20 protein-coding genes, 2 tRNA genes and 1 rRNA gene are annotated in these 17476 nt (G+C 37.1%); 20 read left to right on the top strand and 3 right to left on the bottom strand.

Annotation, left to right across the window (positions count from 1 at the left end; all coding sequences use genetic code 11):
- Window positions 1–14: 14 nt before the first annotated feature.
- The 9 genes from rrf (at window position 15) to tsaD (ending at window position 5605) form a co-directional block, all read left to right on the top strand.
- A 5S ribosomal RNA gene (gene rrf, locus DS031_RS21665) occupies window positions 15–131 on the top strand.
- 188 nt (window positions 132–319) lie between these two features.
- The gene (locus DS031_RS21660) at window positions 320–1456 is read left to right on the top strand and encodes a trans-sulfuration enzyme family protein (protein ID WP_113808256.1); all 1137 of its coding nucleotides are present in this window, start codon (window positions 320–322) and stop codon (window positions 1454–1456) included.
- Between the two features lie 97 nt (window positions 1457–1553).
- A tRNA-Met gene (locus tag DS031_RS21655) sits at window positions 1554–1630 on the top strand.
- Between the two features lie 67 nt (window positions 1631–1697).
- Window positions 1698–1773: transfer RNA gene (locus DS031_RS21650), tRNA-Asp, on the top strand.
- 194 nt (window positions 1774–1967) lie between these two features.
- A complete protein-coding gene (gene thiL, locus DS031_RS21645; protein WP_113808255.1) occupies window positions 1968–2963 on the top strand; it encodes a thiamine-phosphate kinase in 996 nt (331 codons plus the stop codon).
- 8 nt (window positions 2964–2971) lie between these two features.
- On the top strand, window positions 2972–3430 hold the full coding sequence (tsaE, locus tag DS031_RS21640) for a tRNA (adenosine(37)-N6)-threonylcarbamoyltransferase complex ATPase subunit type 1 TsaE (protein WP_113808254.1): 459 nt from the start codon (window positions 2972–2974) through the stop codon (window positions 3428–3430).
- The gene (tsaB, locus tag DS031_RS21635) at window positions 3427–4122 is read left to right on the top strand and encodes a tRNA (adenosine(37)-N6)-threonylcarbamoyltransferase complex dimerization subunit type 1 TsaB (protein WP_113808253.1); all 696 of its coding nucleotides are present in this window, start codon (window positions 3427–3429) and stop codon (window positions 4120–4122) included. Before tsaE ends, tsaB begins: the two co-directional genes overlap by 4 nt.
- Before the next feature lie 9 nt (window positions 4123–4131).
- Window positions 4132–4590 carry a ribosomal protein S18-alanine N-acetyltransferase gene (rimI, locus tag DS031_RS21630; RefSeq protein WP_113808252.1) on the top strand — a complete coding sequence of 153 codons (459 nt, stop codon included), beginning with the start codon at window positions 4132–4134 and terminating at the stop codon, window positions 4588–4590.
- Window positions 4580–5605 (top strand): tRNA (adenosine(37)-N6)-threonylcarbamoyltransferase complex transferase subunit TsaD, encoded by a 1026-nt coding sequence (gene tsaD / locus DS031_RS21625; RefSeq protein ID WP_113808251.1) that lies wholly within the window; start codon window positions 4580–4582, stop codon window positions 5603–5605. The genes rimI and tsaD overlap by 11 nt, the downstream gene beginning before the upstream one ends.
- Before the next feature lie 32 nt (window positions 5606–5637).
- Here tsaD and DS031_RS21620 read toward each other — a convergent pair whose 3' ends face one another.
- Window positions 5638–7560, bottom strand: coding sequence for an ABC-F family ATP-binding cassette domain-containing protein (locus DS031_RS21620; RefSeq protein ID WP_113808250.1), 1923 nt, complete (start codon window positions 7558–7560; stop codon window positions 5638–5640).
- 148 nt (window positions 7561–7708) lie between these two features.
- On the opposite strand from DS031_RS21620, the gene moaC reads away from it, so the two are divergent.
- The 4 genes from moaC to tatC all read left to right on the top strand — a co-directional run bounded on the left by moaC (window position 7709) and on the right by tatC (window position 9925).
- On the top strand, window positions 7709–8203 hold the full coding sequence (gene moaC / locus DS031_RS21615) for a cyclic pyranopterin monophosphate synthase MoaC (RefSeq protein ID WP_113808249.1): 495 nt from the start codon (window positions 7709–7711) through the stop codon (window positions 8201–8203).
- A gap of 75 nt (window positions 8204–8278) precedes the next feature.
- A complete protein-coding gene (locus tag DS031_RS21610) occupies window positions 8279–8914 on the top strand; it encodes a redox-sensing transcriptional repressor Rex (RefSeq protein WP_113808248.1) in 636 nt (211 codons plus the stop codon).
- 45 nt (window positions 8915–8959) lie between these two features.
- A complete protein-coding gene (locus DS031_RS21605) occupies window positions 8960–9139 on the top strand; it encodes a twin-arginine translocase TatA/TatE family subunit (RefSeq protein WP_113808247.1) in 180 nt (59 codons plus the stop codon).
- A gap of 45 nt (window positions 9140–9184) precedes the next feature.
- Window positions 9185–9925: a twin-arginine translocase subunit TatC gene (gene tatC / locus DS031_RS21600; RefSeq protein WP_113808246.1), complete on the top strand. Its 741-nt coding sequence runs from the start codon at window positions 9185–9187 to the stop codon at window positions 9923–9925.
- 93 nt (window positions 9926–10018) lie between these two features.
- Here tatC and DS031_RS21595 read toward each other — a convergent pair whose 3' ends face one another.
- Complete coding sequence (locus DS031_RS21595; protein WP_113808245.1) at window positions 10019–10234, bottom strand: DUF4305 domain-containing protein; 216 nt, start codon at window positions 10232–10234, stop codon at window positions 10019–10021.
- A 2-nt stretch (window positions 10235–10236) separates the two neighbouring features.
- A complete protein-coding gene (locus DS031_RS21590) occupies window positions 10237–10953 on the bottom strand; it encodes a CPBP family intramembrane glutamic endopeptidase (RefSeq protein ID WP_113808260.1) in 717 nt (238 codons plus the stop codon).
- A 321-nt stretch (window positions 10954–11274) separates the two neighbouring features.
- On the opposite strand from DS031_RS21590, the gene groES reads away from it, so the two are divergent.
- The 7 genes from groES to DS031_RS21555 all read left to right on the top strand — a co-directional run bounded on the left by groES (window position 11275) and on the right by DS031_RS21555 (window position 17470).
- A complete protein-coding gene (gene groES / locus DS031_RS21585) occupies window positions 11275–11559 on the top strand; it encodes a co-chaperone GroES (RefSeq protein WP_113808244.1) in 285 nt (94 codons plus the stop codon).
- 52 nt (window positions 11560–11611) lie between these two features.
- Window positions 11612–13243: a chaperonin GroEL gene (gene groL, locus DS031_RS21580; RefSeq protein ID WP_113808243.1), complete on the top strand. Its 1632-nt coding sequence runs from the start codon at window positions 11612–11614 to the stop codon at window positions 13241–13243.
- 292 nt (window positions 13244–13535) lie between these two features.
- Window positions 13536–13949, top strand: a complete 414-nt coding sequence (locus DS031_RS21575; protein WP_181833284.1) for a hypothetical protein — start codon at window positions 13536–13538, stop codon at window positions 13947–13949.
- Window positions 13946–14980: an MFS transporter gene (locus DS031_RS21570; RefSeq protein ID WP_342767271.1), complete on the top strand. Its 1035-nt coding sequence runs from the start codon at window positions 13946–13948 to the stop codon at window positions 14978–14980. Before DS031_RS21575 ends, DS031_RS21570 begins: the two co-directional genes overlap by 4 nt.
- 120 nt (window positions 14981–15100) lie before the next feature.
- On the top strand, window positions 15101–16030 hold the full coding sequence (locus DS031_RS21565) for an aminoglycoside phosphotransferase family protein (protein WP_113808240.1): 930 nt from the start codon (window positions 15101–15103) through the stop codon (window positions 16028–16030).
- A gap of 28 nt (window positions 16031–16058) precedes the next feature.
- Window positions 16059–16526, top strand: a complete 468-nt coding sequence (locus DS031_RS21560) for a GNAT family N-acetyltransferase (protein WP_113808239.1) — start codon at window positions 16059–16061, stop codon at window positions 16524–16526.
- A 197-nt stretch (window positions 16527–16723) separates the two neighbouring features.
- The gene (locus tag DS031_RS21555) at window positions 16724–17470 is read left to right on the top strand and encodes a class I SAM-dependent methyltransferase (RefSeq protein ID WP_113808259.1); all 747 of its coding nucleotides are present in this window, start codon (window positions 16724–16726) and stop codon (window positions 17468–17470) included.
- Window positions 17471–17476: the final 6 nt, after the last annotated feature.

Here is a 17476-nt window from a genome sequence, read left to right as displayed (position 1 = left end):
ATAAAAATCACATGTCTAGTGGCGATAGCGAAGAGGTCACACCCGTTCCCATGCCGAACACGGAAGTTAAGCTCTTCAGCGCCGATGGTAGTTGGGGGCTCTCCCCCTGTGAGAGTAGGACGCTGCTAGGCCCTCAAAAACCTTCGAAGAATTTTCTTCGGGGGTTTTTTTATTAGGTTTAACAAATAGTCTAATCAAGTAATAATTGTAATTTTCCTTTTCATTCACAATTTTTTCTTAATTAGTGGTACAATAATAAAATAACTTTAAACGACAAAATTTTCAATCAACATTGAGTAAGCGGTGGAGGGATTCGAAAGTGAAATTTGATACAAAGACTGTACAGTTTCAACAAAAAATGGATGCGGCAAATGTAAGTAAAGGTCAGCCAATTTATCAAACAACTGCCTTTGCTTTTAAAGACTTAGATGACTTAGAAGATTTTTTTAGAGGGAAAAAGGATTTTTTATATACAAGAGTTGGAAACCCAAATACGGATGACTTGGCAGCTGGTGTTGCTCAATTGGAAGGAGCACCAAAAGGGGTCGCTACTTCCTCCGGCCTTTCAGCGGTTCTTGCAGCTGTTTTATCTTTTGCGAAGCACGGAGATCATATTGTTGCTTGTGAAGATTTATATGGTGGTACATATCAGTTAATGGCTCACGAATTAGCATCATTTGGAATTGAAGTAAGCTTTGTTGATTTTACCGATTTAAATGAGGTAGAAAAAGCAATTCAATCAAATACGAAAGCTCTTTATTCTGAATCTGTTACAAACCCTCTTCTTCGCGTTGAAAATATAGAAGGAATTGTTTCTTTAGCGAAAAAGCATGAACTTATTTCTGTAATTGATAATACCTTTGCAACTCCCTATTTCATTAGACCGTATGAGCTGGGCGTTGATATTGTATTACACAGCGCGACTAAATATATCGGCGGACATAGTGATGTCACGGCTGGTGTTGTGGTTGGAAGAGAAGAGTATATGGAACAGGCGAAAAATAAAGTTGTTAATTTAGGAGCGAATTTAAGTCCCTTTGAAGCGTGGCTTGCTTGCCGCGGTTTGCGCACATTAAGCATTCGTATGGAGCGTCATGCTAAAAATGCCCAGCGTTTGGCAGAAGTTCTGCAAGGTGAAGTAGGAGTAAAGAAAGTTTATTACCCATCCACTGTTTCTGAAAAAGGCAACGGCGCTATTGTATCAATGGAACTTGATGAAACATGTGATGTAAATGAATTTTTTAAATCACTTGGATGGGTGAAAATGGTTGCTACATTAGCTGGTGTTGACACATCTGTTTCCTATCCAATTGCAACTTCTCATCGCCAAGTGCCTGAAGAAACACGTCAAAAGCTTGCAATAACACCTGGATTAGTGCGGATTTCAGTAGGAATTGAAGACTCAGGAGATATTATTTCAGCATTAAAGCAAGCTGTTAAAGCATCCCTTCGATAGAAGAGGATGCTTTTTTAATAATTTTTTATAAAAGTACTTGCATTTATTATTTTAAAGTGTTATATTATTAATTGTCCGATTGAAACATTTATATTATCGCGGGGTGGAGCAGTCTGGTAGCTCGTCGGGCTCATAACCCGAAGGTCGTAGGTTCAAATCCTGCCCCCGCAACCAAAATTGTTCACACTAACTGCGTCGAAATTATTTACACTAGCTAGCAAAATTTTGTCTATTATATATTGGTCCCGTGGTGTAGCGGTTAACATGCCTGCCTGTCACGCAGGAGATCGCCGGTTCGATCCCGGTCGGGACCGCCATTTTCATTCGAAGCAATAATTGTTTCGTTTTTTTTGTGTTTAAAATAGGATTTTTATATAAAATAAGCTACACTATATAGTAAGAACAGATCATTCCTTAGGGTTTTTTATCCTAAGGTTTTTTTACACGATTAAAATTAATGATGGATTGGGTAAGAATATAAGGAAAACTAACATGATTGGGTGAAAACGTAATGCGTGATGAATTTGGATTTATACAATCTATTATACCCAAAAAAACATATCAGTCTTCTCTTATTACTGGAATTGGTGATGATGCCGCACTCTTTCAAGGAAATAGTAAATATGAAGAAGTGATTTGTCTTGATACAATGGTGGAAGGCATTCATTTTAAAAAAAATACGATGCGGCCTTTTCATATTGGATATAAGGCACTTGCAGCAAATATAAGTGACCTTGCGGCAATGGGGGCTATCCCGACCTATTATCTCGTGTCAATAGCTGTTCCAAAAAAAGGCTGGAATGATGCTGAGCTTGATGAAATTTATCAAGGGATGAATGCATTAGCTGAACAATATAAAATGGATTTAATTGGCGGAGATACAGTGTCTACTTCTTCTGAGCTTGTGATCAGTATAACAGTTATGGGAAGAGTAGAGAAAAACCGTCATCTTTTACGCAGTAATGCGAGTGACGGTGATATTGTGTTTATAACAGGCTGTTTAGGTGATTCTGCTGGGGGGCTTGAGCTTTTATTAGAAAAAGGACTAGACTATTCTTATAATGAAATAGAAAAAACATTGATACAAGCTCATCAACTTCCAAGTCCGCAAGTAAAAATGGGGCGTATCCTTGCAGCAAGCGGACTTAGAGTTTCTTTAAATGATATTAGTGATGGCATTGCAAGTGAAGCAAATGAAATTGCTGAAGCAAGCAATGTTAAAGTTGTATTAGAATATGAGAAGCTGTTAATGAGTGAAGCATTATTAACTTATCCAAATGAAAAACGGGAAAATTGGGTATTGTTTGGTGGAGAAGATTTTCAGTTGATTGGGACTGTTCCTAAAACAGCATGGTCTGAGATTTGTGAAGCATGTAAAAAAGCGGGTCAAACAATACAAACAGTTGGGTATATTAAAAAGGGAGAGCCCCAAGTCATTCTTAAAAAGGAAAACGAGGAAAAGGTGTTGGCTAAAAAAGGATTTAATCATTTCAGAACGGAAGAATAGGTGATAAAATGAAGCGATTTTCGTTCATAACAAATTCCTATGAAGAAACAAAGGAGTTAGCACAGCGTTTAGGACGTCTTTTAAAAGCTGGCGATGTGTTAACACTTGAAGGGGATTTAGGTGCAGGAAAGACAACCTTTACAAAAGGCTTAGCAGTAGGACTTGGAATAAAGCGTGTAGTAAGCAGTCCTACATTTACAATTATTAAAGAATATCAAGGTACATTGCCTTTATATCATATGGATGTTTATCGGTTAGAAGATAGTGATGAAGACCTTGGCTTTGATGAGTATTTTCTTGGAAATGGAGTAACGGTTGTCGAATGGGCGAAATTTATTCAGGACATGCTTCCTGAGGAGTACATGATGATTGAAATTTATCATGAAAGTGAATCAAAGCGAAGAATCATCTTTACCCCAAAAGGTGAAAGATATGTCTCGTTATGTAAGGAGTTAGCAGAAGAATGAAGGCATTGGCAATTGATACAACAAATTTAGTAATGGGCACAGCCGTTATCGATGGAAATCAAATTATTGGCGAGCTAATCACAAATTTAAAGAAAAATCATTCTGTAAGGCTGATGCCTGCAGTACAGCAGTTATTAGAAGAAGTAGAGGTAAAACCTAATGAACTAGAGCGAATCATTGTAGCGAACGGTCCAGGCTCCTATACAGGGGTAAGAATTGGTGTAACAGTCGCAAAGACGCTTGCCTGGTCATTAAATATTCCGATTGTCGGGGTGTCAAGTTTAGAAGTGCTTGCGCAAAATGGGCGTTATTTTCAAGGATATGTCGTACCGCTGTTTGATGCAAGACGAGGACAAATTTATACTGGATTATACGGCATGAAAAATGGTAAGTTTCAAAACATTGAGGAAGATAAAATTTTACTTTCTTCAGATTGGGCAAAACAGCTTCAAAACCTTGATCAGCCTGTATTATTTTTAGGAAATGATTTACCGCTGCATCAGGAACATTTCAAAGGGTTATTAGGGGAGAAAGCTGTTTTTGGAAAAGTCAGTGAGCATAATCCGCGCCCGAGTGAGTTAGCTGCCTTAGGAATCGAAAGAAAGCCAGCTGATGACGTACATACTTTTATACCAAATTATATTCGACTAGCTGAAGCAGAAGCAAACTGGCTTGCTTCACAAAAGAAATAGGAGATTTGAATGGAAGAGAACTACTCGTTTCGTTTGATGGAGCTGCACGATATTGATCAAATCCTTGAAATTGAATATGCGTCATTTCCGAAGCCTTGGAGTCGTACCGCCTTTTATAATGAGCTTACAAACAATCATTTTGCAACATACATCGTTATTGAAAGCAATGAACAGGTTATTGGATATTGCGGAATGTGGGTGATTATTGATGAAGCCCACATTACTAACATTGCTCTTATGCCTAGTTATCGTGGAAAGAAATTAGGGGAAAAACTAATGGACAAGGCGATGGAAGTAGCAAAAGGTCTCGGAGCAGAGCATATGACATTAGAGGTAAGGGTGTCTAATACAACAGCACAACGGTTATATCGTAAGCTTGGATTTCAGGAAGGCGGTATTCGGAAAAATTATTATACCGATAATCTAGAAGATGCATATGTAATGTGGGTGAATTTAAATGATAACTAAACAAGAACAAATTATTTTAGGTATTGAGACAAGTTGTGATGAAACAGCGGTCTCTGTCATAAAAAATGGAACAGAAATATTGGCGAATATTGTTTCTTCGCAAATTGAAAGTCATAAACGTTTTGGCGGAGTGGTCCCTGAAATTGCCTCACGTCATCATGTTGAGCAAATTACAATTGTATTTGAAGAAGCATTAAAAGAGGCAAAAGTTACGTGGGAAGAAATTGATGCGATTGCAGTGACAGAAGGACCAGGTCTTGTGGGGGCATTATTAATTGGCGTAAATGCGGCTAAAGCATTAGCGTTTGCTCATAATATCCCGATTGTAAGTGTTCATCATATTGCGGGTCATATTTATGCCAACCGTCTTGTCGCAGAACTTCATTTTCCACTGATTGCCCTTGTGGTGTCAGGTGGTCATACAGAACTAGTTTATATGAAAGAACATGGCTCCTATGAGGTGATTGGTGAAACGAGAGATGATGCTGCCGGAGAGGCTTACGATAAAGTAGCACGAACATTAAATCTGCCTTATCCAGGCGGGCCGCACATTGATCGACTTGCACATGAAGGCGAGCCTTCACTTGATTTACCGCGGGCATGGCTTGAAGCTGATTCTTATGATTTTAGTTTCAGCGGACTAAAATCAGCGGTCATTAATACCCTGCATAACGCTAAACAGCGTGATGAAGAAATTAAAAGCGAAGATTTAGCGGCAAGCTTTCAAGAAAGTGTTATTGAAGTGCTTATTACGAAAACATTAAAGGCGGCACAAGCTTATAATGTAAAACAAGTTCTTCTCGCAGGTGGAGTAGCGGCAAATAAAGGTCTTCGTAAACGTCTTAATGAAGCGTTTAATGAGAGTGGGATTGAACTCATTATTCCGCCATTATCACTTTGTACAGATAACGCAGCAATGATTGCGGCGGCAGGAAGTATTGAATATGAAAAAGGTCGTCGTGCCGATATGAAGTTAAATGGAAATCCCGGCTTAGACCTTGAAAGTTTTAGTTAATAAAAAAAGAAATGGGATTTCCCATTTCTTTTTTAGGTTTGCAGTTCTTCCCACTCTTCCATTAATGCTTCAATTTCCTGCTGCGCTATTTTAATGCTTTCATTAAGTTCCTGTACTTTTTCATAATTTTCATATACTTCAGGCTCAGCAAGTAATATTTCTTTTTTTGACACTGTTTCTTCAAGATCTTCTACTTTCTTTTCAATTTCTTCGATTCTTCGATTTCGCTGTCTTTCTAAGCGTTTTGCTTCTTTATCTTGTTCGTAGCGTTTTTTATCAGAACCGCTATCTTCAGCTGCTTGCTGCTTTGCTTGTTCTAACGCCTCAACAGCATCCATTTCAGCTTTTTTCTCAAGGAAGTAATCATAATCTCCCAGATAGTTTGTAAACTCATTATTTACTAGTTCTACAACACGAGTAGCAATTCGGTTAATAAAATAACGGTCATGAGAAACAAACAAAATCGTACCTGGATAGTCAATTAATGCGCCTTCTAAAATTTCTTTACTATCAAGGTCTAAGTGGTTTGTCGGTTCATCCAAAATAAGGACATTTGCTTTTTGCAGCATAAGCTTTGCAAGAGCAAGGCGCGCTTTTTCGCCGCCGCTTAAGCCGGAAACCGGTTTAAATACATCATCACCGCTAAATAGGAAGCTTCCAAGAATGGAGCGAATATCTTTTTCTTTCATAAGCGGGTACTCATCCCAAAGCTCATTAATAACCGTTTTATTTGAGGAAAGGTTTGCCTGCTCCTGATCATAAAATCCAATTTTTACGTTTGTCCCATAGTTAATGGTGCCATTTTTAGGCGTAAGCTGTTTCATAATTGCTTTTAAGAATGTAGACTTTCCGGCGCCGTTTGGCCCAACGATGGCGACACTTTCACCGCGTGTTAACTCAAATTGCAGGTTAGAGAAAATCGGTTTTTCGCTGTTATAAGAAACGGTTAAGTCACGTACACGCAGCACATCATTTCCGCTTTGCCGTTCAATATCAAATGAAACAACGGCTGATTTCTCATCGCCCTGGGGTTTATCAACGAGTGTCATTTTTTCAAGCTGTTTTCGTTTACTTTGCGCACGCTTTGTTGTTGAGGCACGGGCAATATTTTTTTGGATAAAGTCTTTCATTTTTGCGACTTCAGACTGCTGTTTTTCATATTCTTTCAATTCAATTTCAAACCGCTTTGCTTTTTCATCAAGATAACTGCTGTAATTGCCATGAAATTTTGTTGATTTTGTTCGTGAAATTTCATAAACAATATTTACAACTTTATCAAGAAAATAGCGGTCATGAGAAACAATTAAAATAGCACCTGGATAGCTTTGTAAGTAGTTTTCAAGCCATGATAATGTTGCGATATCTAGATGGTTTGTCGGCTCATCCAAAATTAGTAAGTCGGGCTTTGTGAGAAGCAGTTTACCTAGGGCAAGCCTTGTTTTTTGACCGCCGCTCAAGGATGCAATCGGCGTACTATAATCAAAGTTTTGAAATTGCAATCCATGTAACACAGAACGAATATCTGCTTCATATTGATAGCCGCCTTGATCTTTAAAAGTAATTTGAAGGCCGTCATATTCTTTTAGCAGCTTTTCATATTCATGCGGATTTGCTAAAAGGTCTGGATCGCCCATTTTTTCTTCTAATTTTCTTAGCTTTACTTCCATTTTCTTTAATGATTCAAAGACAGTCATCATCTCATCCCAAATTGAACGCTCTGATTCAAGCCCTGTATGTTGGGCAAGATATCCGATTTCTGTATCATTAGGAATCATAATTTCTCCTTCATCATAGGAGAGTTGTCCTGATATGGTTTTTAATAATGTTGATTTGCCGGCACCATTTCTACCGACGATCGCAATTCGATCTTTAGATTGTACTTCTAATTTAATATTCGATAAAATAAGATCAGCACCAAATGATTTAGATAAACCATTGACTTGTAATACGATCATAATTGATTCACCTCATCTCCTTCTTTAGTTTAGCGCATCATAGGAAGTAAGGGCAACGTTCATAATTTTGTGAAGTTTGTCACCGAAAAATAAAGACAGATCGATTTAAAATAGTGTATATTCAACTGTAGAAGGATGTGGATAACTCTTGACCTCTTTTACACATTTTAATGAGCAAGGCCGCGCAAAAATGGTCGATATTTCGGATAAAGAAACAACAGCAAGAACGGCTGTGGCAAAAACAAGTGTGGAAGTAAATCGTGACATCTATGAAAAAGTAAAAGAAGGCACAATGAAAAAAGGCGACGTATTAGCAGTAGCCCAAGTTGCCGGCATTATGGCAGCTAAAAAAACATCTGACTGGATTCCGATGTGTCATCCTCTTTCTTTAACAGGGGTTGATATTACATTTGATTGGGAGACAGAAAAAGGCTATCATTTACTTATTGAAGTACGTGTAAAAACAAAGGGCAGTACGGGTGTTGAAATGGAAGCCTTAACTGCTGCTTCTGCAGCAGCGCTAACTGTTTATGATATGTGCAAAGCAGTTGATAAAGGGATGGTCATTGGACCAACCTATTTAGTTGAGAAGACCGGTGGGAAAACGGGGGACTATGTGCGTACAAACAGCAGCTCCGAATAGAAGAAAGGCTGCTGTATCTGCTAGTTTTAATTAGAAGAGGTGAGGCCCCATTGTCAATGAGTGTGGAGGGTTTGTATGAATAGTGATCAAACAAAAATACCACGAGCAACTGCAAAACGTTTACCGCTTTATTATCGCTTTTTGCAAAACTTATCTGCCTCAGGAAAACATCGTGTTTCCTCTGCGGAGTTAAGTGAAGCGGTAAAAGTAGATTCTGCGACAATTCGTCGAGATTTTTCATATTTTGGTGCACTTGGGAAGAAAGGTTATGGGTATAATGTTGATTATCTGTTAACTTTTTTTCGTAAAACATTAGATCAAGATGAGGTTACAAAAGTAGCTCTCATTGGTGTTGGGAATTTAGGAACCGCTTTTTTACATTATAATTTTACGAAAAATAATAATACAAAAATTGTGATGGCATTTGATACAGATCCTAAAAAAGTTGGTACAAAAATTGGCGGTGTCCCTGTTTATCATATTGAAAGTTTTGAAGAGGCAGCTGCTTCTGGGGTAACGGTCGCTATTTTGACAGTGCCGCTCCCAGCTGCACAAGGAATTGCCGATCAGCTTGTCCATTCTGGTATTAAAGGGATTTTGAATTTTACGCCAGCGCGTTTAACAGTACCTGAACATATCCGTGTTCACCATATTGATTTAGCAGTTGAACTTCAAGCGTTAGTTTACTTCTTGAAACATTATCCATTGTAAGTGAATTTCAAAAACATTTAAAATAAATAAAAGGAGGTGGCAAGTGTGGGCTTAGGACCAGCTAGTATTGCAATTATCGCGATTGTGGCGTTAATTATTTTTGGACCAAAGAAACTCCCTGAATTAGGTCGTGCCGCTGGAAACACGTTAAGAGAATTTAAAAATGCAACAAAAGGGCTTGCAGATGACGATGATGAGACGCCGAATAAAAAGCAGGATAAATAATAAGAAATCAATGAAGATTGAACAGTTAATGTTAGGATGGGTTTTATGACAGAAAAAATGACCATCTATGAACATATTGATGAATTAAGAAAGCGAATTATTATTGTTGTCGCTTTCTTTCTTATTGCGATGGTTGCCGGATTATTTATTGCACAGCCGATTATTGTTTTTTTACAAGGTGCTCCTGAAGCACAAAGTATTCCAATGAATGCTTTTAAATTAACAGATCCCATTAAGGTTTATATGCAGTTTGCGTTTTTAATGGCTGTGATTGTCACGTCACCAGTTGCGCTTTATCAATTGTGGGCATTTATTAGTCCCGGTCTATATGAAAATGAGCGGAAAGTAACATTAGGTTATATTCCTTTAAGCGTGATTCTTTTTATTAGCGGTTTATTATTTGCATATTTTGTTCTGTTTCCATTCATTATTCGCTTTATCAGCGGACTAGCAGAGAAATTAAATATTACAGAACAATACGGTATTAATGAATATTTTTCTTTTTTATTTCAATTAACGATTCCGTTTGGGATTTTATTTCAGCTTCCGGTTGTCGTCATGTTTTTAACACGTTTAGGGATTCTTACCCCAATGTTTTTAGCAAGTGTGCGAAAATACGCGTATTTTGTCTTATTAGTAATTGCGGGTTTTATCACACCACCTGAATTGTTATCACATATGATGGTAACCGTGCCGATGCTGCTTCTATATGAAATTAGTATTGTTATTTCACGCTTTTCATATAAAAAAGTACTGCGGGCGCAGATGAAAGTGGAAAATGATTAAGAAAAGCGTAAGGCGCCTGAAGTTGGACAAAATAGTTTAAAAAAACCTTCCAAATTTGGAAGGTTTTTTTAAATAGTTAGCGAAACATAATTATTAGGTCTTTTTATTTTGTTTCTTTTTTAATTGTTTTACTTTAAAGCGGAAGATGAAAAAGCGAATCGCGTAAACAAATTCCATTGTTGCGAGCAGCATAAAAATCATGCTTGTCGTATTCCAAATCGTCTCATCTGCATTCCTTACAGCAAGTGATGTAAAGAAAATGCCAAGCCCCATAAATAGAAATCCTAATACTAGTGGTGATAATTTCATAACTAAAATCCCCCGATAAAATTTTGCATTTGCTCCATCTGTTTTTGGATTTCAATTAGTCGATCTCCTAATAAAATTTGAACAATTGCTACAAGTGTATTCATTGATACGTGTGCAATCATTGGTACAAGGATTCGTTTTGTTTTGACATATAAAAAAGCAAATGTAAAGCCCATTGCGGAATAAATTAACAAATGGGAAAGTTCCATGTGCACAAGTCCAAAAATAATTGAACTGATCAATGCTGAAATCCAAAAGTTAAACCTAGCGTAAAGCGAGCCAAATATCACTTTTCGAAACACAATTTCTTCTAAAATAGGTCCAATAATGGACGTTAAAATAATGAAAAGCGGGAAAGCTTTTGCGATAGTCATTAATTCCTGGGTGTTTTCTGAACCAGGTTCAATCCCAAATACGTTCATTTCAATGGTTACAGCTAGTGCTTGGGCCATATAAGCAAGGAAAATACCGAAAATCGCCCACCCTGCAGCTTGAGCAGGGGATGCTTTTTCAGAACGTTTAAATGGATAATCTCCTGTGTTTTTTAGGAGTGCCAAAATAATAATTAAACCGGTTGTAAAGCTTATCATGCTCCAAACAGCAATGGTCTCCTCTATACTATTTGTAACTTCTAAGTTAATTAATACCGGCATCCCGACTAAGCTTGATAACTGCATAAGGATATATGTGGTTAAAATCCACCAATATTTTTTTTGCAACATCCTGTTCTCCTTTAAGCAAAATTAACATTGTTTTATTTTAACATAAGTGAGCGGAACATGTCTGTTTTTGACGTTTAGCGTCACGTAAGAAAAGAATCTCTTTTTCTCTTTTTATAGAAAGGGCTTTCAATATTATTGCCAATAATTTTAATGTATAGTTTAAGAGGGATAGGGGAACAAAAAAAAGGTGCAAAAAAAATTATTTGAACTACTTGCAAAATAGAAAAAGATCTTTTAATATTATAAGTGTTGTTAGCACTCGGTGTTGGTGAGTGCTAATAAAAATGAAAATCATTCCATTCGAGGAGGGTGTTTCACTTGTTAAAGCCTTTAGGTGATCGCATTGTAATTGAGACTGTTGAACAAGAAGAAAAAACAGCAAGCGGTATTGTTCTTCCAGATACTGCAAAAGAAAAACCTCAAGAAGGTCGTGTTGTAGCAGTTGGTGCTGGACGCGTTGCTGATAATGGCGAACGTATCGCCCTTGAAGTTGCTGAAGGTGACAGCGTAATTTATTCTAAATATGCTGGTACTGAAGTAAAGTATGACGGGAAAGAATATTTAATTTTACGTGAAAGCGACGTACTTGCAATTATTAAGTAATTGCAAACAATCGATAAAATAAACTACATAAATTTCTAAGGAGGGTTACGCAATGGCTAAAGATATTAAATTTAGTGAAGAAGCACGCCGTTCAATGCTTCGTGGTGTTGACGCACTTGCAGATGCAGTAAAAGTAACATTAGGACCAAAAGGACGTAACGTTGTTCTTGAGAAGAAATTCGGTTCTCCTCTAATCACAAACGATGGTGTAACAATTGCAAAGGAAATCGAGCTTGAAGATGCATTTGAAAACATGGGTGCAAAGCTTGTTTCTGAAGTAGCAAGCAAAACAAATGATGTGGCAGGAGACGGTACAACAACTGCGACAGTTCTTGCACAAGCAATGATTCGTGAAGGATTAAAGAACGTTACATCTGGTGCGAACCCAATGGTTGTTCGTAAAGGGATCGAAAAAGCAACAAAAGCTGCAGTAGAAGAGCTTAAAAACATTTCTAAACCAATTGAAAACAAAGAATCAATCGCACAAGTTGCGGCGATTTCTGCTGCAGATAACGAAGTTGGTCAGCTGATCGCTGAAGCAATGGAGCGCGTCGGTAACGATGGTGTTATTACAATTGAAGAATCAAAAGGTTTCGCAACTGAACTAGAAGTGGTAGAAGGTATGCAGTTTGACCGCGGTTACGCTTCTCCATACATGGTTACTGATTCTGATAAAATGGAAGCAGTGCTTGAAAATCCTTATATCTTAATTACAGATAAAAAGATTGCAAGTATCCAAGAAGTACTTCCAGTATTAGAGCAGGTTGTTCAGCAAGGTCGTCCAATTCTTATTATCGCTGAAGACGTTGAAGGTGAAGCTCTTGCTACATTAGTAGTAAACAAACTTCGCGGTACATTTAATGCTGTTGCGGTAAAAGCGCCTGGATTTGGCGATCGTCGTAAAGCAATGCTTGAAGACATCTCCATCTTAACTGGCGGTGAAGTAATCACGGAAGATTTAGGATTAGATCTTAAATCTGCGGATATTACACAATTAGGCCGTGCTTCTAAAGTTGTTGTAACAAAAGAAAACACAACAATCGTAGAAGGCGCTGGCGATACTGCGCAAATTTCTGCTCGTGTAAACCAAATTAAAGCGCAAATCGAAGAAACAACTTCTGAATTTGACCGCGAAAAATTACAAGAGCGTCTTGCGAAACTTGCAGGTGGTGTAGCCGTAATTAAAGTTGGTGCTGCAACTGAAACTGAATTAAAAGAGCGCAAACTTCGCATTGAAGATGCCCTTAACTCTACTCGTGCAGCAGTAGAAGAAGGTATCGTATCTGGTGGTGGTACAGCACTAGTTAACGTTATTCAAGCTGTTAAAGCTGTTCAAGCAGACGGCGACGAAGCAACGGGTGTAAATATCGTTCTTCGCGCGTTAGAAGAGCCAGTTCGTCAAATCGCACACAACGCGGGTCTTGAAGGATCTGTTATTGTTGAGCGCTTAAAAGGCGAAGGTGTAGGCGTTGGTTTCAATGCTGCAACTGGTGAGTGGGTAAACATGATCGAAGCTGGTATCGTGGACCCGACTAAAGTAACGCGTTCAGCACTTCAAAACGCTGCTTCTGTATCTGCAATGCTTCTTACAACTGAAGCTGTTATCGCAGATAAGCCAGAAGAAGGCGGCGGTCCTGCAATGCCTGACATGGGCGGCATGGGCGGTATGGGCGGCATGATGTAATTCAAGTCCCCGGAAAAGCGTCAAACCCTGATATAACAGGGTTTGACGCTTTTTTTATTTTCTCTCTAATTAAAAAACTCATAAAAAACTCATATAGAAAATTTCACCTTTACTAATAACTTGAAAATAAAGTTTGAACAATGACACTAAAGGTTGATAACATATAAAAAAGTCGTATCGAAATTTTCTTTGCAAATATTCAAAGTCCTACTATCCTTCTTGCTGCATTAAAGGGGGATAAGTACAAATAGTAAGAATGAAAATAAAAGTTCTAAAGTGGAGTGGAAATGGAATGGAATATGGTGACTATAATAATCCTGAAAATTGGATTGGTGGTTTTTATGAGCTTTCTATTGAATATCGTCCATTTGATGATGAGAAAAGGCTAAATGAAGCTCTAAATGCTCTGTGTAAGAGTAGCTTTTTTAATGGGATTTGGGAAGAAAAAAAGTATTATAAAAAACATTCTATTTCTCTACCAATAGATATTGAAGATGAGAGCGTAAATCAATTTTATGGGACCTTATTTCTTTCGGAAGACAATGAACTACCTTGTGTTATTAGCGTGGTTAGAGTGAGTGGTGAATCAGATTGGTTAGATATTGCTATACCCCAAGCAACATTTGAAAAGAAATATCCTTATAAATATCCCCTTACAAAAGATTTAAACCCTTGGTTAAATAAAGTCGACGAGATGTATACATAGGACGGATCTCTGATCGTATGTTATCGAGGATTTCACTAATAAAAGGAAGTGCTATCTGGCTGGCAATTGGTTGGGGTTTAATAAGTCTTTCAACCCATTCAGTTACAGTATTTATCATAGGTGTTGTCTTTTTTAGTATGATGGGAACGCTAAATGCTCAAACCTTTGGAGTTGTACGAGATGTTATTAATCGAGAACAAGAGTCACGTGAGGCAACGATAACAAGTACTATACGTTCTACCTATTCATTTGGTTGGGCATTAGGACCAGTGATGGGAAGTGTAATTGCTGGCTTAGCAGGCTATCGTATTGCATTTTTAGCTCCGGTCATTTTATTTTTGGCGATTTTATTTCCATTAAGAAAATTGCAAGTACAGACTAAACAAGCTACAGCAAATGAACGTGAAAAAACAAAATCGTTGAAATCATGGGGAACGGCCAATGTGAGTTTACTGTTTTTTGGTTTGATTTGTGCCCTTGTGTTAAGTGGAGAAGCTGTGCGGCTAGCTTATTTGCCGATCTATGTTGTGGATGAACTAAAAATAAATATGATGACGTTCAGTCTCATGATGTCTGCGGCTCCTCTTACAGAGATTTTTGTCATGCCTGCAGTAGGAGCGTTCGCTGACCGATTCGGTATTCATAAAATTTTGTTAGGCGGCTTTTTAATTGGAGGATTAGGGTTTCTTTTGTTTTCAACCAGTGATCATCCATGGCTGCTGTTTTTAGGTCAAATGATGAATGCTTGCTTTATAGCCATTATTTTTGGATTGGGCGTTACCTATGCTCAACAGTTAAGCCCTCATAATATTGGCTTAGCCAGCTCTATCTTTTTTAGTGCTCAATCTTTTTCATTTATTGCCGGAAGTTTTATTGGTAGTTATGGTGTACATCTGATGGGATTACCTTTACTTTTCCTTATCCCTTCGATTCTAAGTATCGTTTCTTGTGTTTTATTTTTTATCAATCACCGTATGGCAAAAGAGAAATTTTTACAACGGACAGTTCTAGGTGCGAAGGCATTGGATTAAAGGTTTTTGTGCAGTCTTATTAAACAAGTGAGTCAGAAAATTTGAATTAGAGCATGATTACAGGATTTTGATAACATGAAGAATTTTTATAAAGAAACTTTTAAACAAGGGGAACATACAATGATTCGTTTACCAAAACAATTCGTTAAAACCATTAAAGATGTGCATAAGGAAAAGGCCGAAAAATGGTTAAAAGATTTTGATAGACTTATTTACGATTGTGAGAAGCGTTGGCAAATGGAAATTATGTCTCCGTTTGCTTTATCTTATAATTTTGTTGCCCCTGCAATGCTAAAAGATGGGACTGAAATAGTAATAAAGCTTGTCGTGCCAGGTGAAGAGTTTCTTGCTGAAGTAGAAGCTCTTAAACTTTTTGATGGTAATGGAATTGTTAAAATAATTGATGTTGATATAGAAAAAGGGGTTCTTCTTCTTGAACGATTAATTCCCGGAAAGACACTAGCCTCATTAGAAAATGATGAGGAAGCAACACATATTGCTTCACAAGTAATGAAAAAATTGTGGATTCCTTCACCAAATGCTGCTAGAGTTCCAACTACTGTACAAAGGGAAAAGCAACTAATAAATATTTATAGGAGATATACTGAAGGTATCGGTCCAATTACAAAAGAAATACTTCAAGAAGCAGTAGGGACCTTTAAATCAATGAATAGTATGCTAAACAAACCATTTTTACTACATGGTGATTTACATCATTACAATATTTTAATGGCTGGTAGGGAATCTTGGTTAGCGATTGATCCTAAAGGGTTAATTGGAGACAGAGAATACGATGTCATTCAATTTTTACTAAATAAATTGCCAAACGAAAATTTAACAACAGTGATTGAGAAGCGTATTGACATATTTGTAGAAGAATTGAACTTAGACAAAAAAAGAATTCTATTATGGGGTTTTTCACATGCTGTTCTAGCAACATGTTGGACTATTCAGGAAGATGGTAGTTATAACGAGACTTTTTTCAATACAATAAACGCTTTCAAGCATTTATATAGCGTATATTACGGTTCTATATTGACGGAAGAATGAAAAGAAAGTTGATTAATGGGGAGATAGTATGATTCGTTTAGCAGGGATAGAAGATGAACATTTGGTTCATGCAGTTATGATGTCTGCGTTTGAAGAGTATCGGCATATAGATATTCCATCCAGCGCATTAAGTGAGACGGCAAGTTTTGTACAGGAATTATTAACCAATAATCATGAGAAGGCCTTATTGTATATGAATAACGACGTTCCAATAGGTTCAGCGAGATTTAAATTGAATAAACACTCTATTTACTTTTCTCGCCTTTCAGTTTGTCCAGAGGAAAGAGGAAAAGGAATAGCTAAATCTATGCTTTCATGGCTTGAGGCATATGCCCAAGAATATGGAAAAAAAGAAGTGTGTTGTCGAACTCGTATGTCTGTCCCAAAGAACATAAAGTTATATGAATCTGTGGGATACGAGATTTGTGGAGAAGAAGTTGTTACAAAACCTAATGGAGATACCGTAAAAACTGTATTTATGAAGAAGAAACTTTAACTAATGAACTTATAAATTAATAATTATTTAAAAGGGTCTGTGCCATAAGTCAGTTACTCTGACTTATGGCACAGACCCTTTATTTTTTAGGCATTCCTTATTCAACATCATAGCAAAAATGAAAATATAAGTCTATTTTTATTTTTGCTATGATGTCACAATATCTATAAATCCAATAAAGGGGGTAAGTAGTAATGATAAAAAATCAAGTGATTAAAGCTTATAATAAGCTAGCTCATGACTATGAACATAACGTTGATCATTATAGTCCTTATAACACAGATTATGAGCGTCCTGCCATGATGTGTTCCTTACCCAAGTCTGTAGAAGATTTAAATATTTTAGATGCCGGTTGTGCTGCAGGATGGTACACAGAGACATTCCTTTTACAGGGAGCAAATGTAACCTCTATTGATATAAGTCCTGAAATGGTGGCAGCTACTAAAAGAAGAGTAGGCAATAAAGCAAAAGTGATGTGTTTAGATTTATCAAATGATTTGCCCTTTCAGGATCAAGTATATGATATAGTCGTTAGTTCATTAGTTCTTCATTATATTGAAGATTGGACAAAGGTGTTTAAGGAATTCTCTAGGATATTGAAGCCTAATGGAATATTTCTATTTTCTATTCATCACCCTTTTATGGATGTAAGTATGTCACCTTCAAAAAATTATTTCTCTAGGGAGATAATAAAAGATAAATGGAAACGTGGCGATGAACGGGTAGATGTTTGGTTTTATCGGCGTCCCCTTCACGAAATCATTAATGTTACTTCTCATTACTTTGTTATAAGCCGTCTGATTGAACCATTGCCAACAGAAGCGTTTAAAGGGAAGAAACCTGAGTCTTATGAGAAATTGATGAAAAATCCTAATTTCTTAATCATTAAAGCTAAAAAATCTAACACTACAGCAAAATATTCAGTCAATGGAATGATTAATTGAACAAGA

It is taken from the genome of Bacillus taeanensis (assembly GCF_003318295.1).
Lineage (GTDB): Bacteria > Bacillota > Bacilli > Bacillales > UBA6769 > Maribacillus > Maribacillus taeanensis.
This window is presented reverse-complemented; position numbering and strand designations above follow the sequence as displayed.

Coding starts and splice junctions, on each gene's coding strand:
- DS031_RS21595 (WP_113808245.1), bottom strand. CDS start 10,234: ATGAAATTATCACCACTAGTATTAGGATTTCTATTTATGGGGCTTGGC.
- tsaD (WP_113808251.1), top strand. CDS start 4,580: ATGATAACTAAACAAGAACAAATTATTTTAGGTATTGAGACAAGTTGT.
- DS031_RS21620 (WP_113808250.1), bottom strand. CDS start 7,560: ATGATCGTATTACAAGTCAATGGTTTATCTAAATCATTTGGTGCTGAT.
- DS031_RS21575 (WP_181833284.1), top strand. CDS start 13,536: ATGGAATATGGTGACTATAATAATCCTGAAAATTGGATTGGTGGTTTT.
- DS031_RS21565 (WP_113808240.1), top strand. CDS start 15,101: ATGATTCGTTTACCAAAACAATTCGTTAAAACCATTAAAGATGTGCAT.
- groL (WP_113808243.1), top strand. CDS start 11,612: ATGGCTAAAGATATTAAATTTAGTGAAGAAGCACGCCGTTCAATGCTT.
- tsaB (WP_113808253.1), top strand. CDS start 3,427: ATGAAGGCATTGGCAATTGATACAACAAATTTAGTAATGGGCACAGCC.
- thiL (WP_113808255.1), top strand. CDS start 1,968: ATGCGTGATGAATTTGGATTTATACAATCTATTATACCCAAAAAAACA.
- tatC (WP_113808246.1), top strand. CDS start 9,185: ATGACAGAAAAAATGACCATCTATGAACATATTGATGAATTAAGAAAG.
- rimI (WP_113808252.1), top strand. CDS start 4,132: ATGGAAGAGAACTACTCGTTTCGTTTGATGGAGCTGCACGATATTGAT.
- DS031_RS21560 (WP_113808239.1), top strand. CDS start 16,059: ATGATTCGTTTAGCAGGGATAGAAGATGAACATTTGGTTCATGCAGTT.
- tsaE (WP_113808254.1), top strand. CDS start 2,972: ATGAAGCGATTTTCGTTCATAACAAATTCCTATGAAGAAACAAAGGAG.
- DS031_RS21610 (WP_113808248.1), top strand. CDS start 8,279: ATGAATAGTGATCAAACAAAAATACCACGAGCAACTGCAAAACGTTTA.